Origin of the sequence: Amycolatopsis australiensis, from assembly GCF_900119165.1 — a bacterium.
Lineage (GTDB): Bacteria > Actinomycetota > Actinomycetes > Mycobacteriales > Pseudonocardiaceae > Amycolatopsis > Amycolatopsis australiensis.
The window spans coordinates 7,181,912-7,200,285 of sequence record NZ_FPJG01000006.1; the positions used below are offsets into that span (position 1 = coordinate 7,181,912).

An 18,374-nucleotide genomic window follows, 5' to 3' on the forward strand; every position below is an offset into this window, starting at 1 on the left:
TCGCGGTGCGCGGGCCTGCATGGATCAGGACCCGAGTTCGTTGTCGATGAAGGCGAAGATCTCGTCGTCGGTCGCCACGTCGAGCGAGCCGGCCACGGTGGCGGCTTCGCCATCCCGCCACTTGCCCAGCAGCGCTTCCAGCCGGGAGACCACGCGGCGGCGCGTGTCGTCGCCGTCCGCCAGGCCGGACACCAGCTCGTCGAGCCGGTCGACGGCCGCCAGCGCGGGCGGTTCGCCGTCGCCGCCCACCAGTTCCGCGGCCAGCAGGGCCGCGATCGCGGCCGGCGTCGGGTGGTCGAAGGCCAGGGTGGACGGCAGCCGGAGGGCCGTCGCCGCGGTCAGCCGGTTCCGCAGCTCGACCGCCATCAGCGAGTCGAACCCGAGGTCCTTGAGCGGACGCTCCGGCCGCGGCGTGTCCGCCGCCCCGTGCCCGGCCACCGTCGCGACGTGCCCGAGCACCAGCTCCAGAACGGCCCGCTCACGGTCCTCCGCGGACATCCCGGCCACGCGGTCGCCGAAGGACGCGGTGCTTTCGACGGCCCGCCGGGTGCGGGGCGCGGCCAGTTCGCGGGTGAGCGCGCCGAGCACCTCGGGCACCGAGCCGTCGGCGACGCCGGTCCGCAATGCGCCGACGTCGAGCCGGATCGGGACGGCCAGCGTCTCGTCCAGTCCCGCGTCGAACAGCGCCAGCGCCTCCTCGGTGGTCAAGGCGAGGGAACCGCGGCGCGCCATCCGGAGCCGGCCGGCTTCGCCGATCGTCTCGGTGAGCTCGCTGGTATCGGCCCACTGGCCCCAGGCGAGGGACACCGCGGGCAGGCCGCGGGCCCGGCGGTGGGCCGCCAGTGCGTCGAGGAACGCGTTGGCGGCCGCGTAGTTGGCTTGCCCGGCGCTGCCGAACACGCCGGCGGCGGAGGAGAACAGGACGAAGGCGGCGACGTCACCGCCCAGCTCGTGCAGGTTCAGCGCGGCGTCGACCTTGGGCCGCAGGACCGCCTCGAGCCGCTCCGGCGTCAGCGCGCCGACCAGCCCGTCGTCGAGCGTGCCGGCGGCGTGCACGACACCGGTCAGCTCGAGACCGGCGACGACCTTCGCGAGGGCGTCCCGGTCGGCGGCGTCACACGCCACGACCTCGGCCCGCGCACCCAGCCCGGCCAGCTCGGCGCACAGCTCGTCCGCACCTGGCGCCCCCGGACCACGACGGCTCAGCAGCACCAGGTCCCGCACCCCGTGCCCGGTCACCAGGTGCCGCGCCAGCAGGCCGCCCAGGGTGCCGGTGCCGCCGGTGACCAGGACCGTGCCGTCACCCAGTTTCCGCGGCACCCGCAACACCAGCTTGCCGACGTGCTTGGCCTGGCTCATCGTCCGGAACACCGCCCGCGCCTCGCCGATGTCCCGCACCGAAACCGGCAGCGGCCGCAACTCACCGCGTTCGAACAACGTCACCAGCTCCGCGAGCATCTCGGCCAGCCGATCCAGCCCGGCGTCCCGCAGATCGAACGAGCGGTACTCGACGTCCGGATACTCCTTCGCCACCAGCTCCGGATCACGGACGTCGTTCTTGCCCATCTCCACGAACCGGCCACCCCGCGGCAACAACCGCAAAGACGCATCCACGAACTCACCGGTCAGCGCGTCCAGCACCACATCGACCCCGGCACCACCGGTGACGCCGAGGAACTCGGGCTCGAAGTCCAACGTCCGCGAAGACGCCACCCGCTCGGCGGCCACGCCCAGTTCTCGAACGGCGTCCTGCTTCGGCGGGCTCGCGGTCGCGAACACGGTCGCACCCAGGTGCCGCGCGATCTGCACCGCCGCCATCCCCACGCCACCGGCCGCCGCGTGCACCAGCACCGACTCACCACGCCGCAGCCCGGCCAGATCGTTCAACGCGAACCACGCCGTCAGGAACGCCACCGGAACCGACGCCGCCGTCTCGAACGACCAGGCCGCCGGCATCCGGGCGATCTCCCGCCGATCCACCACCGCCACCGGCCCCAGCGCCCCACTGCACAACCCGAAGACCCGATCCCCCGGAGCCAGGTCCGTGACCGCCGCACCGACCTCGAGCACCACACCGGCGCCTTCGGAACCCATTCGCGAAGCACCCGGGTACATCCCGAGCCCGATCAGCACGTCCCGGAAGTTCACCCCGACCGCGCGCACGCCGACCCGGACTTCGTTGTCCCGCAACCCGCGGACCGCTTCGGGGGCCTCGATCAGCGCGAGGTCGTCGAGGGTCCCGGCCTTCGTCACGTCCAGCCGCCACGGGCCCTCCGGCGGCCGCAACCGGTCGGCCGCCGCCCGGACGAGCCGGGGCGCCAGGACAACGCCGTCGCGCACGGCCAGCTGCGGCTCGTCCAGCCAAAGTGCTTGCTCGAAGCTCGCTTCGGCGTCGAGGTCGAGGAGCCCGAACCGGCCCGGGTTTTCCGACTGCGCCGAGCGCACCAGGCCCCACACCGCCGCCTGCGCGAGCCCGGCCACCGGATCGTCGTCGCCGGCGGCCACCGCGCCGCGGGTGACCACGACCAGCTTCGACCGCGCGAACCGCGCGTCGGCCAGCCAAGCCCGCACGGTTTCCAGGGTTCGCCGGGTGACGTCGTGGACGCCGGTGGTCAGCGTGCCGTCCGCCGGGGCGGGTACCGGGAACACGACGGCGTCGGGAACCGGGTCGAGCGCGGCGAGCCCGGGGTGTTCGGCGGTTCCCAGCACCGCCCACGTCCCGGTGGATCGCGGGCCGGCCGGGACCGCGTGCCAGCCGAGCCGGTGGAGGAAGTCCGGGCGGCTTTGCGCCATGGGGCGCGAAACCACGGACGCGGCCGTCAGCACCGGGGCACCCGAGCCGTCGGTCACGGTGAGCCGGACGCCGTCGGCGCCGGCCGGGCCGACGCGGGCGCGCAGGACCGTGGCGCCGCGGCTGTGCAGGCGGATCCCGGTCCACGCGAACGGCAGCCGGGGCGTGCCGGGCTCGCCCGCCGAACGCAGCTTCCCGGCCTGCAGCACGGCGTCGAGCAGCACCGGGTGCAGGCCGAACCCGCCGGCGTGCTCGCCGTCGGGGAGCACGATCTCGGCGAAGACCTCGTCGCCGAGCCGCCAGGCCCGGCGCAGGCACTGGAACGCGGGGCCGTATTCGTAGCCCGCGTCGGCGAACTGCTGGTAGATGTCGTCGACGGGCACCGGAGTGGCCCTGGCGGGCGGCCAGGCGGCCGGCCGGTCCGGTGGCGCGCCGCCCTCGGGGGTCAGCGTGCCGCTCGCGTGCCGGATCCACTCCCCGCCGTCCCGGCGCGAGTGGATCGTCAAGGCACGGCGGCCGTCGCCGGTTTCCGGCGCGACGCCGAGCTGGAGGTCGATACCGCCCTCGCCGGACAGGGTGAGCGGGGCTTCGAGGGTGAGTTCCTCGACGACGGTGCAGTCCGCTTCGGCGGCCGCCAGCGCGGCGAGTTCGACGAACGCGGCGCCGGGCAGCAGCGCCGTCCCGCGGACCGCGTGCTCGGTCAGCCACGGCTGGGCCGACGGCGAAAGCCGGCCCGTCAAGGTGAGCGCGCCGGAGCCGGCGGCCCGGACGGCGGTGCCGGCGAGGGGATGGCCGGTGGTGGCGAGTCCCCACGCGTGCGGGTCACCGCCGCCGTCGCCGCCGGGGCGGGGCCAGAACCGCCGGTGCTGGAAGGCGTACGTCGGCAGGTCCACCACGCGGCCGGAGATCAGCCGCTCCCAGGCGACCGCGACACCCGCGCTGTGTGCCTCGCCGTAGGCGGTGTAGAGCTGCCGCAGGCCACCGTGGTCGCGGCGCAGGGTCGCCGCCACCGCACCGGAAACCTCGAGCTCGTCGAGGGTCTGCTGCACGCCCACGGTCAGCACGGGGTGGGCCGAGCTCTCGACGAACACCGTGTGCCCACCCGCGATCGCCGCGCGCACCGCGTCTTCGAACCGCACGGTGTCGCGCAGGTTGCGGTACCAGTAGTCCGCCGTCAGTTCGGCTGTGTCGATCTCCCCACCGGTCAGGGTCGAAAAGAAAACCGTGTCCACACTGGACGGGGACACCGGCGCCAGATCAGCGAGAATCCGCTCCCGGATCGCCTCCACCTGCGCCGAATGCGACGCATAATCCACCGGCACCCGCCGGACACGCACACCTTCGGCCTCCCACGCCGCCTGCGCCGCATCCAACGCGGCGACCTCACCCGAGACGACCGTCGCCGACGGCCCGTTCACCGCCGCAATGCCCAGCCGCGCATCCAGCCCGGCCTCGACCTCGGCCACCGGCAACGGAACAGACAACATCCCACCAGTACCCGCCAGCTCGGTGATCGCCTTCGCCCGCAGAGCAACCACCCGAGCACCGTCCACCACGGACAGCGCACCGGCCACCACCGCGGCCGCGATCTCACCCTGCGAATGCCCGATCACCGCAGCAGGCTCCACACCGGCGTCCCGCCACAACTCGGCCAAGCAGACCATCACCGCCCACAACAGCGGCTGCACCACATCGACCCGCTCCAACACCGCCGGATCAGCCGAACGCGCCACCTCCGTCAACGACCAGTCCACAAAAGACTTGAGCGCGGTTTCGCACTCCGCCCACCGAGCCGCGAACACCTCCGAAGAATCCAGCAGCTCCACCGCCATCCCGACCCACTGCGAACCCTGCCCCGGGAACACCAGCACCGGGCGGGAGGCGGTGCCGACGACCCGGCCGGGTGCCTGCTCCCCCGACGCCACCGCGGCCAGCCGGGCCAGCAGCTCGTCGCGGCCGGTGCCCACCACGACCGCGCGGTGCTCCAGCCGCGCCCTCGTCGTGGCCAGCGAATACGCCACGTCGGCCGGTGTGAGCGCCGGGCGCTCGGCCAGGTGCCCGGCCAGCCGCTGCGCCTGGGCCCGCACCGCGGCCGCCGACTTCCCCGACAGCACCCACGGCACGACCGCCGGCGCGGGCTCGGTCTCCGGGTCCGCCGTCACGGCCGGTGCTTCCTCGACGAGCAGGTGGGCGTTCGTGCCGCTCATGCCGAACGACGACACCCCGGCCCGCCGCGGCCGGTCCGAAGCCGGCCACGGCCGCGCTTCGGTCAGCAGCTCCACCGCACCCGCCGACCAGTCGATCCGCGAAGAGGGCGTGTCCGCGTGCAGCGTCTTCGGCAGCAGGCCGTGCTGCAAGGCGAGCACCACCTTGAGGACGCCGGCGACCCCGGCCGCGCCCTGCGTGTGCCCGAGGTTCGACTTGACCGACCCGAGGAGCAGCGGCCGATCGCGCTGTTGCCCGTAGGTGGCGAGCAGCGCCTGCGCCTCGATCGGGTCGCCCAGCCTCGTGCCGGTCCCGTGCGCCTCGACGACGTCGACGTCCGCCGGGGCCAGCCCGGCGTCGGCGAGGGCCTGGCGGATCACCCGCTGCTGCGACGGGCCGTTGGGGGCGGTCAGCCCGTTCGAGGCGCCGTCGGAGTTGACCGCCGAGCCGGTGAGCACGGCCAGCACGGGGTGACCGTGCCGGCGGGCGTCCGAAAGCCGCTCGACCAGCAGCACGCCGACGCCCTCGGCGAAGCCGGCGCCGTCGGCTTCCTCGGCGAACGCTTTGCACCGGCCGTCGGCCGCCACGCCCCGCTGGCGCGAGAAGGCGGTGAAGATCCGCGGGGTGGGCATGATCGCGCTGCCGCCGGCCAGTGCCGCGTCGCACTCGCCGGCGCGCAGCGCGCGGATGGCCAGGTGCAGCGCCACCAGGGACGAGGAGCACGCGGTGTCCACGGTCACCGCCGGGCCTTCGAAGCCGAAGGCGTAGGCGACCCGGCCGGACAGCACGCTCGACGCGTTCCCGGTGAGGACGTGCCCTTCCAGGTCGGCGCCTTCCGCGCCCAGCAGGCCGCGGTAGTCCTGGGTGGACGCGCCGAAGAACACCCCGGTGCGGGTCCCGGCGAGCGTCGTCACGTCGACGCCCGCGCGCTCCACCGCTTCCCAGGACGTCTCCAGCAGCAGCCGCTGCTGCGGGTCCATCGCCAGCGCCTCGCGCGGGCTGATCGAGAACGGCTCGGGGTCGAACGCGGCGACGTCGGCGAGGAAGCCGCCGCGCCGGACGGTGGACTTGCCCGGCGCGTCGGGGTCGTCGTCGAACAGGGCGCCGAGGTCCCAGCCGCGGTCGGTGGGGAACTCACCGATGGCGTCGCCGCCCGAAGCGAGCAGCCGCCACAGCTGTTCCGGCGAGGTGATCCCGCCCGGGAAGCGGCAGCCCAGGCCGACGACGGCGATCGGTTCGCGGCCGGCGTCCTCGCGTTCGCGCAGCTGCCGCCGGGTGGCGCGCAGGTCTTCCGACACGCGCTTGAGGTAGTCCCTGAGCTTGTCTTCGGTGTTCATCGCGGCTTCTCCGTCTCGCTGCGGACCGGTCACGTCAGGCCGAACTCGTCGTCGATGAGCGAAAACAGCTCGTCGTCGGTCGCCGACCGGAACTCCCGTTCGGTGTCGCCGCCGGTCCGGTGCCGGGCGCGCCACCGGGTCAGCAGTGCTTCGAGCCGCGCCCCGACGGCCGGGTCCGGCCCGTCGCCGTCGAACAGCGCCGCCTCCAGCCGGTCCAGTTCGCGTTCGGCGGTCGCCGGCGGGGTGGCCGGCCGCAGCTCGGCACGCAGGTGCGCGGCGAGCGCGGCCGGGGTCGGGTGGTCGAACACGAGCGTCGCGGCCAGCTTCAGCCCGGTCGCGGCGGCAAGCCGGTTGCGCAGCTCCACCGCGGTCAGCGAGTCGAAGCCGAGGTCCTTGAACGGGCGGTCGCCGTCCGGCGCGGTGTGCCCGACGACGGCGCTCACGTGGCCGGTCAGCAGGTTCAGCAGCACGCGGTCGGCTTCGCTTTCGGCGAGGCCGGCGAGCCGGGTGGCGAGGCTGCCCGCAGCGGCTTCGGTGACCGTGCCCGCCTGCCGCCGGGTGACGCGCCGCACGAGCCCGCGCAGCACCGGGGCCACGGCCGGCTGGGCACGCAAGGCGGCGAGGTCGAGCCGGATGGGGGCGAGCAGCGGCTCGCCCGCGGTCAGGGCCTCGTCGAACAGCGCCAATCCGTCCTCTGTGGACAGTGCGACGGTGCTGCGGCGGGCCAGCCGCCGGGTGTCCGCTTCGGACAGGGTGCCGGTCATGCCGCTGGCTTCCGCCCACAGTCCCCAGGCCAGCGAGGTCGCCGGCCGTCCGTGTGCCCGGCGGTGCTGGGCCAGGGCGTCCAGGAACGTGTTCGCGGCGGCGTAGGCGGCCTGTCCCGGCCGGCCGAACAGGCCCGCGGACGAGGAGAACAGGACGAACGCGGCGAGGTCACCACACAGCTCGTGCAGGTTCAGCGCGGCGTCGACCTTCGGGCGCAGAACCGCCTCGAGCCGCTCCGGGGTCACCGACTCGAGCACGCCGTCGTCGAGCACCCCGGCCGCGTGGATCACCCCGGCCAGGTCGAGGCCGGTGACGACCTTCGCGAGGGCGCCGCGGTCGGCGGCGTCACACGCCACGACCTCGGCCCGCGCCCCCAGCCCGGCCAGCTCGGCGCACAGCTCGCCCGCGCCGGGGGCGTCCGGGCCGCGACGGCTCAGCAGCACCAGGTCCCGCACCCCGTGTGCAGTGACCAGGTGCCGGGCGAGCAACGTGCCCAGGGTGCCGGTGCCGCCGGTGATCAGAACCGTGCCGTCGCGCAGGCTCCGCGGCACCCGCAGCACCAGCTTGCCGACGTGCTTGGCCTGGCTCATCGTCCGGAAGACGTCCCGCGCCTCGGTGATGTCCCGCACGGAAACCGGCAGCGGCCGCAACTCGCCACTCTCGAAGAGCGCGGTGAGTTCGGAAAGCATCTCGGCCAGCCGATCGAGCCCGGCGTCCCGCAGATCGAACGAGCGGTACTCGACGTCCGGATACTCCTTCGCCACCAGCTCCGGGTCGCGGATGTCGTTCTTTCCCATCTCGACGAACCGGCCACCCCGCGGCAACAGACGCAGGGACGCATCCACGAACTCGCCGGTCAGCGCGTCCAGCACCACATCGACCCCGGCACCACCGGTGGCCGCCAGGAACTCGAACTCGAAGTCCAACGTCCGCGAAGACGCCAGCCGCTCCTCCGCGATCCCCACCGCCGGCCACTTCGCCGGACTCGCCGTCCCGAACACCGTGGCACCCAGGTGCCCGGCGATCTGCACCGCGGCCATGCCCACGCCACCGGCGGCCGCGTGCACCAGCACCGACTCACCCCGCCGCAGCCCGGCCAGGTCGTTGAGCGCGAACCACGCGGTCAGGAACGCCACCGGGACGGAAGCGGCCGTCTCGAACGACCAGGCCGCCGGCATCCGGGCGATCTCCCGCCGGTCCACCACCGCCACCGGGCCCAGCGCCCCGCTGCACAAGCCGAAGACCCGGTCCCCGGGCGCCAGGTCCGTGACCGCCGCACCGACCTCCAGGACCACGCCGGCGCCTTCCGCCCCCATGGGCACCGCGTCGGGGTACATCCCGAGCCCGATCAGCACGTCCCGGAAGTTGAGCCCGACCGCGCGCACGCCGAGCCGGACTTCGTTGTCCCGCAACGCCCGCACCGCTTCGGGGGCCTCGATCAGCGCGAGGTCGTCGAGGGTCCCGGCCTTCGTCACGTCGAGCCGCCACGGACCGTCCGGCGGCCGCAGCCGGTCGTCCCCGGCGCGGGCGAGGCGAGGCGCGAGCAACGCGTCGCCGCGCACGGCCAGCTGCGGCTCGTCCTGCTCCAGCGCCGTGGCGAGCGCCCGGTCGAACCGCGCGCCTTCGTCGAGGTCGAGCAGGACGAACCGGCCCGGGTGCTCCGACTGCGCCGAGCGCAGCAGCCCCCACAGCCCGGCGCCGGTGACCCCGGTGACCCGGTCGCCGGGGCTCGCCGCCACCGCGTCGCGGGTGAGCACCGCCAGCCGCGCGTTCGCGAGCCGTTCGTCGGCCAGGAAGGAGCGGACCAGGTCCAGTCCGGTTCGGACGGTCTCGACGGCCGGGCCGGAAGCCACCTCGGCGACGAGCACCGGGGGCACGGCCGCTCCTTCGCCGAAGTCCCCGGCGAACGGCGCCCACCGGGGCGCCGGGGCGTCCGACGGCCGGACCGGGGTCCATTCCACGGTGTACAGCGGGTTTTCCCGCGCGGTGAGCCGGCCGGGTGCCACCGGCCGCGACACGAGCGTGTCCACGGCGGCGACCACCGCCCCGGTCACGTCGGTGAGCAGCAGCGACACGCCGTCTTCGCCTGCCGGGGTGATCCGCACGCGGACGGTCGAGGCGCCCGTCGCGTGCAGGCTCACGCCGGTCCACGAGAACGGGAGCCGGATCCGGCCGGCCTCGGGCTGCGGCACGAACGAGGCCAGGCGCAGCCCGTGCAGCGCGGCGTCGAGCAACGCCGGGTGGATGCCGTAGCGCCCGGCGGCCTGCCGCTGGTCCTCCGGCAGCGTCACCTCGGCGAACACCGCGTCGGCGGTCTCCCACACGGCGGTCAGGCCGCGGAAGGCCGGGCCGTACCGGTAGCCGGCCCCGGCGAGCCGGTCGTAGAAGCCGGCCAGCTCGAGCGGCCGGGCGCCGGCGGGCGGCCACTGCGGTGCTTCGGGCGGTGCCACGACGGCGGTCCCGGTGAGCACCCCGGTCGCGTGCCGGGTCCAGGTCTCGTCGCCGTCGGGGCAGGAGTGGATCGCCAGCGGCCGGCCGCCGTCCTCACCGGGCGCCCCGACCGAAACCTGCACCCGCACCGCGGCCGGGCCGGGCAGGACGAGCGGCTGCTCCAGCACCAGTTCCCCGACGGCGGCGCAGCCGGTCCGGTCCGCGGCGCACAGCGCGAGTTCGAGCAGCGCGGTCCCCGGCACCAGAACGACGTCGCCGGCCGCGTGGTCGGCGAGCCACGGGTGGGTCCGCGTCGAGAGGAGGCCGGTGAGCAGCACCCCGCCGGAGTCCGCGACGGCCACGGCGGCGCCCAGCAGCGGGTGCCCCGCTTCGGTCAGCCCCAGCCCGTTCGCGTCGCCCGCGCGCCGCAGGCCGGCGTCCGGCCAGTACCGGTCCCGCCGGAAGGCGTAGGTCGGCAGGTCGACGGCCTGCCGATGGCCGAAGTCCCACGACACCGGCAGGCCGTGGACGCGGGCGGTGGCCAGTGCGGTGCAGAGCTGCCGGGGCCCGCCGTGGTCGCGCCGCAACGTCGGCATGACGACGCCGCGCACGTCCGCGGCCTCGAGGGTCTGCTCGACGCCGAGCGTGAGCACGGGGTGCGGGGAAACCTCGATGAAGGTGGTGTGCCCGGCCGCGACCGCGGCCAGCACGGCGGCCGAGAAGTGCACCGTGCCGCGCAGGTTCCGGTACCAGTAGCCCGCGTCGAGCCCGGCGCCGTCGACGGCCGCGCTCTCCAGCGCCGAGAAGAACACCGTGTCCACGGAGGACGGCCGGATCGGCGCCAGGTCGGCGAGGATCCGCTCGCGGATCGCCTCCACCTGTGGTGAGTGCGAGGCGTAATCCACCGGGACCCGACGTACGCGCACGCCTTCGGCTTCCCACCGCGCCTGCGCTTCGCCGAGGGTGGCGGCTTCGCCCGAGATGACCGTTGCCGACGGGCCGTTCACCGCGGCGATCCCGAGCCGCGGGTCCAGCCCGGCCTCGACGTCGGCCGACGGCAGCGGCACCGACAGCATCCCGCCCGTACCCGCCAGCTCGATGATCGCCTCGGCACGTAGGGCGACCACCCGCGCACCATCCTCGAGAGACAGGGCGCCGGCGACCACCGCGGCGGCGATCTCCCCCTGCGAATGCCCGATCACCGCGGCCGGCTCGACCCCCGCCGACCGCCAGACTTCGGCGAGGCTCACCATCATCGCCCACAGCAGCGGCTGCACGACGTCGACCCGCTCCAGCACCGCCGGGTCGGCCGAGCGCGCGACCGCGGTCGGCGACCAGTCCACCCAGGGCGCCAGCGCCCGCTCGCACTCGGCCCACCGCCGGGCGAACACCTCGTGGGAATCCAGCAGTTCGACGGCCATGCCGAGCCACTGGGCGCCCTGGCCGGGGAAGACCAGGACGGGTCCGGCGCCGGGCTCCGCCGCCACGCCGGTGACGACCTCGGCACCCGGCTCGCCCGCGGCCAGCGCGGCCAGCCCCGCCAGCAGTTCTTCCCGGTCCGCGCCGATCACCGCCGCCCGGTGCGCCAGCCCCGACCGCGTGCCGGCCAGCGTCGCGGCGACGTCCACGACGGACAGTCCGGGGCGTGCGGTCACGTGGTCGTGCAGCTGTTCGGCCTGGGTCCGCACCGCTTCGGCGGACGTCGCGCTCAGCAGCCACGGCACCAGCCGGTCCGGCTCCGGTTCGCGCGGCTCGGCCGGCGGTGGTTCTTCCAGGATCAGGTGGGCGTTGGTCCCGCTGATGCCGAAGGACGAAACGCCCGCCCGGCGCGCTCGCGGCCCGCGCGGCCACGGCTGTTCGCCGGTCAGCAGCCGGACCTGCCCGGCCGTCCAGTCCACGTGGGACGACGGCTCGGCCGCGTGCAGGGTCGCGGGCAGCACCCCGGCCCGCATGGCCAGCACCACCTTCATCATCCCGGCGACCCCGGCCGCGGCCTGCGTGTGCCCGATGTTCGACTTCACCGAGCCCAGCCACAGCGGCCGGTCCCGGTCCCGGCCGTAGGTCGCCAGCAGCGCCTGGGCCTCGATCGGATCACCGAGCTTCGTGCCCGTGCCGTGCGCCTCGACCACGTCGACGTCCCGAGTGGACAGTCCGGCGGCGGCCAGCGCCTGCCGGATCACCCGCTGCTGCGACGGCCCGTTCGGGGCCGTCAGGCCGTTCGAGGCGCCGTCGGAGTTGATCGCGGACCCCTTCAGCAGCGCGAGCACCGGGTGGCCGTGGCGCCGCGCGTCGGACAGCCGCTCCAGCACCAGCACGCCGACACCTTCGGCGAACCCGGCGCCGCCGGCGTCCTCGGAGAACGCGCGGCACCGCCCGTCCCCGGACAGCGCGCCCTGCCGGGACAGCTCGACGAACCGCCGGGGCGTGGCCATGATCGTCACACCGCCGGCCAGCGCCAGCGTGCACTCACCGCGGCGCAGCGCCTGATCGGCGAGGTGGGTGGCGACCAGCGACGACGAACACGCCGTGTCCACCGAAACGGCCGCGCCTTCCAGGCCCAGCACGTACGCCACCCGGCCGGACAGCACGCTCGACGCCGTCCCGGTGCCGCGGAACCCTTCCAGGCCGGCGTCGTCGAGGAGCTCGGCGTAGTCGTGGGTGTTGACGCCGGTGTAGACGCCGGTGCGGCTGCCGCGCAGGCTCGACGGGTCGATCCCCGCCCGCTCCAGCGCCTCCCACGACGTCTCCAGCAGCAGCCGCTGCTGCGGGTCCATGGCGAGCGCCTCGCGCGGCGAGACGCTGAAGAACGCCGGGTCGAATTCGTCGGCATCGTAGAGGAACCCGCCCTCGCGGGTGACCGACTTGCCCGCCGCGTCCGGGTCCGGGTCGTGGAGCCCGTCGGCGTCCCAGCCGCGCCCGGCCGGGAACGGGCCGATCGCGTCGCCGCCCGCGGCGACGAACGCCCAGTACTCGTCCGGGGTGCGGATACCACCGGGGAACCGGCAGGCCATGCCGACGATCGCGACCGGGTCGTCGTCGGCGGCCGCGGCGACCGGTTCCCCGGCCTCGCCGTCCGGTCCCGCCGCGAGGAACCCGGCCAGCGCGGCCGGGGTCGGGTAGTCGAAGACGGCGGTGGCGGGCAGGCTCAGCCCGGTGGCCGCCGCCAGCGCGTTGCGCAGCTCGACGGCGGTCAGCGAGTCGCAGCCGAGGTCCTTGAACGACCGGCCGGCGGGCACGTCGGCCGGTCCGGCGTGCCCGAGCACCGACGCGGTGTGCGCGCGCACCAGCGTGACCAGCTCGGGCAGGCTCCGCGCGACCGGCCGGGCGGGCCGGTCCGCCGACGGCGGGCGGGCCTCCGGCAGTTCGGCGAGCAGCGGGCTCGGGCGGGCGCCGGCGAACGACACCGCGAAGCGGTCCCAGCGGATGTCGGCGACGGTCAGCGCGGTCTCCCCGTCGGCGATCGCCGCCGTGAGCGCGGTGAGGGCGAGCGCGGGTGCCATGGCACCGAGCCCGCGCAGCCGCAGCCGGTCGGCGGCCGCGCCGTGCGCCGCCATGCCGCCCTCCGCCCACGGGCCCCAGGCGATCGACGTCGCCGGCAGGCCGCGGGCACGGCGGTACGACGCGAGCGCGTCCAGGTAGGCGTTGGCGGCGGCGTAGTTGCCCTGGCCGGCGCTGCCGAGCGTGCCGGTGTCGGAGGAGAACAGGACGAAGGCGTCGAGGCCAGCGTCTCCGGTGAGTTCGTGCAGCACCCACGCGGAGTCCGCTTTGGACTTGAGCACCGGCTCGAACCGCTCAGGCGTGAGGGATTCGAGGACGCCGTCGGCCAGCACCCCGGCCGCGTGCACGACGGCACGCAACGGCTGGTCCGCCGGCAGGGCGGCGAGCACGGCCGCGACGGCGTCCCGGTCCGCCGCGTCCACGGCGGCGATGGTGACCGCCGCGCCCGCGGCGGTGAGTTCGGCTTCGAGCGCGGCGGCGCCGGGTGCGTCCCGGCCGCGGCGGCTGAGCAGCAGCAGCCGTTCGGCACCGTCGGCGGCGAGCTTGCGTGCGACCTCGGCCCCGAGCGCGCCGGTGCCGCCGGTGATCAGGACCGTGCCGCGGGGCTGCCACGCGGTACTGGTGACCAGGCGGGATGCGCGGACGAGCCGGCGGGCGAGCACCCCGGCCGCCCGGACGGCGACCTGGTCCTCCCCGGTCCGGCCGGAAAGCACCGCGCACAGCCGGTCGGCGGCGGTGTCGTCGAAGAGCTCGGGCAGGTCGACGAGCCCGCCCCAGAGCCGGGGGTGCTCCAGTGCGGCCACCGCGCCGAGGCCCCAGGCCATGGCTTGGCGGGGTGCCGTGACCGGGTCCTGGTCCGAAGTGGACACGGCGCCGGCGGTCAGGCACCACACGGGTGCTTCGCCGCCGCGGCCGGCGAGCGCCCGCAGCAGCCCGGCGAGCGCGGCCGGGCCGTCGGCGGCGAGCGTGGTCACCACGGCGTCCGCCGGTTCGGCGGGCAGGTCGTCGAGGGTCGTCGCCACGACGTGGGCCCCGCGGGCGGTGAGCGCCGCGGCGACCGGGCCGGCGAGCGGGCAGGTCGCCGGGTGGACGAGCAGCCAGGTGCCGGACAGCGGCGAGGCGGGCGCGGGCACCGGGCGCCAGGCCACGCGGTACCGCCAGTCGTCGACCGGGTCGCCGGTGGGGGCGGCGTCGAGCCAGAACCGCTGGTGCTCGAACGGGTACGTCGGCAGATCCACCCGGCGCGCATCCCCGAGCAGCGGCGACCAGTCCACGGGCACCCCGCCGACGTGCAACCGGCCGAGCGCGGTCAAGAACGCCTCGACCCCGTCACGGTCGGCCCGCTGCACCGCCACCCCGTCGACCAGCCCGGCCAGCACCGCACCCGGGCCCACCTCGACCCAACGCCCCGCGCCCGCGGCCGCCACCGCATCGGCGAACCGGACCGTGCCCCGCACCTGATCCACCCAATACCGCGCGTCGAACGCCGTCACCGGCTCACCGGTCAACGTCGACACAATCGGCGTTCGCGGATCACGGTACTCCACACCAGACGCCACAGCAGCAAATTCCGCCAGCATCGGATCCATCCGATGCGAATGAAACGCATGCGACACCATCAACCGACGCGTCTTCCGACCCACCGCCCACTCCGCAACCCGCTCAACAGCCCCCACATCACCGGAAACCACCACCGAATCCGGGCCATTCACCGCCGCCAGCGACACCCCATCACCCAAAACCGGCGCGATCTCATCCGGGCTGGCCTGCACCGCCAGCATCGCCCCACCCTCCGGCAACGCCTGCATCAACCGCCCCCGCGCCGCCACCAACACACACGCATCATCCAGCGACAGCACACCAGCCACATGCGCCGCCGCGAACTCACCAATCGAATGCCCCACCAGCACATCCGGGCGGACACCAAACGACTCCAACAACCGGAACAACGCCACCTCAACCGCGAACAACCCAGCCTGCGTGAACACCGTCCGATTCAACAACTCGGCATCCGTGCCCCACAGCACATCCCGCAACGACGAATCAAAACGCGCGCACACCGCATCGAAAGCCTCGGCAAACACCGGGAAACGCTCGTGCAAGTCCCGGCCCATCCCCAGCACCTGCGAACCCTGCCCCGAAAACAGAAACCCGACCCGGCCCGAACCCACCGAACCCGACACCACATTCCCCGCCGGCTCACCCGCAGCCACCGCCGCCAACCCCGCCAGCAACGCCTCCCGGTCCCCGACCACCACTGCGCGGTGCTCGAACCCGGCGCGGCCGGTGGCCAGGGAGAAGGCCACGTCGGCGATCCGCAGGCCCGGATCGGCCGTGACCCGCGCGCGCAACCGGTCGGCCTGCGCACGCAGTGCCGTCTCAGTGCGGGCGGAAAGCGGCCACCCCACCGGACCCACCTCGCCGTCCACGTCGGATTCCGCGAACACCGCGGGGGCTTCCTCGACGATGACGTGGGCGTTGGTGCCGCTCACGCCGAACGACGACACCCCCGCCCGCCGCGGCGCCCCCGTCTCCGGCCACGGCAGAGCCTCGGTCAGCAGCTCCACCCCACCCGCCGACCAGTCCACTTCGGACGTCGGCCGGTCGACGTGCAAGGTCTTCGGCAACACCCCGTGCCGCATCGCCTGCACCATCTTGATGATGCCCGCCACCCCGGCCGCAGCCTGGGTGTGCCCGATGTTCGACTTCAGCGAACCCAGCCACAACGGCCGCTCACGATTCCGGCCGTAGGTGGCCAGCAGCGCCTGCGCCTCGATCGGATCGCCGAGTTTCGTGCCCGTGCCGTGGGCCTCCACCACGTCGACGTCCGCTGTGGACAGACCGGCCGACGCCAGCGCCCGCCGGATCACCCGCTGCTGCGCCGGGCCGTTCGGTGCGGTCAGGCCGTTCGACGCGCCATCGGAGTTGACCGCCGATCCGCGGACCACGGCCAGCACGGGGTGACCGTGGCGGCGCGCGTCGGACAGCTTCTCCAGCAGCAGCACACCGGCGCCCTCGGCCCAGCCGGTGCCGTCGGCGGCATCGGCGAACGACTTGCAGCGCCCGTCCGCCGCCAGCCCCCCCTGCCGGGAGAACTGCGCGAACTTCGCGGGCGTCGCCAGCACCGTCACGCCGGCGACCACGGCCAGCGAGCAGTCACCGGCCCGCAGCGACCGCACCGCCAGGTGCAGCGCCGTCAGCGAAGCCGAGCACGCCGTGTCGACGGTCACGGCGGGACCTTCGAGGCCGAACGTGTAGGCGACGCGGCCGGAAAGCACGCTCGCCGCGCTGCCGGTGCCTCGGTAACCCTCGAGCTCGCCGGGCGAGCCGAGCAGGAGGGTGCCGTAGTCTTGGCCGTTCGTGCCGGCGAACACCCCGGTCGGGCTGCCCCGCAGCGAACCGGGGTCGATACCCGCCCGCTCGAACGCCTCCCAGCAGGTTTCCAGCAGCACCCGCTGCTGCGGGTCCATCGCCAGCGCTTCCCGCGGTGAGATCCCGAAGAAGCCGGCATCGAACCCGGCCGCGTCGGCGAGGAAGCCGCCCTCCCGGGTGTCCGAAGTCCCGGCTTCGCCCGGCGCGCGGCCGAACAGCGCGCCGAAGTCCCAGCCGCGGTCGGCGGGGAACGCGGTGACCGCGTCATCCCCGCGCTCGAGCAGCGCCCACAGCTCTTCCGGGGACCCGATCCCGCCGGGCAGGCGGCAGCTCATCGCGACGATCGCGATCGGCTCGTCGGCCGCAAGCGGGCTCGGGGCGTCCTCTCCGACGTCGCCGTCCCCGGCGAGGGCCCGCACGAGCGCGCGGGGCGTCGGGTGGTCGAACAGCAGGGTGCCCGGCAGCCGGGCGCCCGTCGCGGCGGCGAGCGCGTCCCGGATTTCCACCGCGGCCAGTGAATCCATGCCCAGGTCGGCGAACGGCCGGTCGTCGAGCACCGCGTCCGGCGCAGCGCCGAGCACCCGCGCCGCTTCGGTCCGCACCAGGACGGCGAGGTCGTCCCCGGCCGGCGCCCGCTCGGCGCGCGGGATCTCCCGGCACGCCGTGAGCGCGGCGGCCAGCGAAGCGGACTCGTCACGGCCACGGCGGAGCGAGGCCGCGACCGCGGCCTCGCCGCCGAGGCAGTCACGCACCAGCGAGCTCAGCACGGCGCCGGGCCCCAGCTCCAGGTAACCGAGCGCGCCGGCCGCGGCGAGCGTGCGGACGCCGTCGGCGAACCGCACCGGGCGCCGGACGTGCCGGACCCAGTACTCGGGCGTCGCGATGTCGACGGCGAACTCCCCGGTCTCGTTCGACACGACCGGGATCGACGGCGCCCGGAAGTCCAGGCCGGCGGCGATTTCCCGGAACCGGTCGAGCATCCCGTCCATGTGCGCCGAGTGGAACGCGTGACTGACCCGCAGCCGGGTGGTCTTGCGGCCCCGCGCCGTCCATTCGGCGGCGACCGCGAGCACCGCGTCTTCGTCGCCCGACACGACGACCGACGCCGGACCGTTGACCGCCGCGATCTCGGCGTCCGGGTGCGCGGCCAGCGTCCCGGCGAGTTCGGCGGGGGCAGCCTGGACGGCCACCATGGCACCGCCCGCCGGCAGCGCCTGCATGAGCCGGCCCCGCGCGGCGACCAGCACGCACGCGTCCGGGAGCGAGAGCACGCCGGCCACGTGCGCGGCGGCCAGCTCGCCGATGGAGTGCCCGGCCAGGAAGGCCGGCCGGACACCACGGGCCACCACCGCGCGGAACAGGGCGACCTCGAGCGCGAAGAGCGCGGCCTGGGTGTATTCGGTCCGGTCGAGCAGCCCGGTGAGGTCGCCGAAGACGACCGACGCGAGCGGGACGTCGAGTTCGGTGTCGAGGTGGCGGCAGACCTCGTCGAAGGCGGCGCGGAAGACCGGGTCGTCGCGGTGCAGGCCCTGGCCCATGCCGGGCCGCTGGCTGCCCTGGCCGGCGAAGAGGAAGGCGAGCGGTGCGCCGGCCGGGCCGAGCACCACGGTGCCGTCGCCGGCGGCGAGGCTCACTTCCGGCAGGCCGGGACGGGAGAACGCGCGCACCAGCCCGGGCAGTTCGCCCGCCGCCGCGTCCCGTGCGGTGCCGGCCGCCGGCTCCGACCGGACGAGGCACCGGGCCCGGTCACCCGGCTCGGCGGGCTTGAGCAGGAACACCGCGCCGTCCGCGCCCACCACCGCGAACCCGGTGTCGCCGAGCCGGTCGCAGGCCGCGCGCAGGGCGGCCGGCGCCCCGCCGTCGACCACGGTTCCCGGCGCACCGAAGAAGGGGCGGATCCGCGCGAGCAGTTCCACCGAATCGGCACAGACGAATACTTCGGTACCGTTTCCGATCTCGGCCGCGAGTTCCGCGAC

Annotated in this window: 2 protein-coding genes; both read right to left on the reverse strand. The window is 74.9% G+C overall.

Going from position 1 to position 18,374, the window contains the following annotated elements; all coding sequences use genetic code 11:
* Nucleotides 1-24 precede the first annotated feature (24 nt).
* On the reverse strand, nucleotides 25-6,468 hold the full coding sequence (locus BT341_RS34520) for an SDR family NAD(P)-dependent oxidoreductase (RefSeq protein WP_425426437.1): 6,444 nt from the start codon (nucleotides 6,466-6,468) through the stop codon (nucleotides 25-27).
* Nucleotides 6,363-18,314 (reverse strand): type I polyketide synthase, encoded by an 11,952-nt coding sequence (locus BT341_RS46200; protein WP_218177801.1) that lies wholly within the window; start codon nucleotides 18,312-18,314, stop codon nucleotides 6,363-6,365. The genes BT341_RS34520 and BT341_RS46200 overlap by 106 nt, the downstream gene beginning before the upstream one ends.
* Between the last annotated feature and the right edge of the window lie 60 nt (nucleotides 18,315-18,374).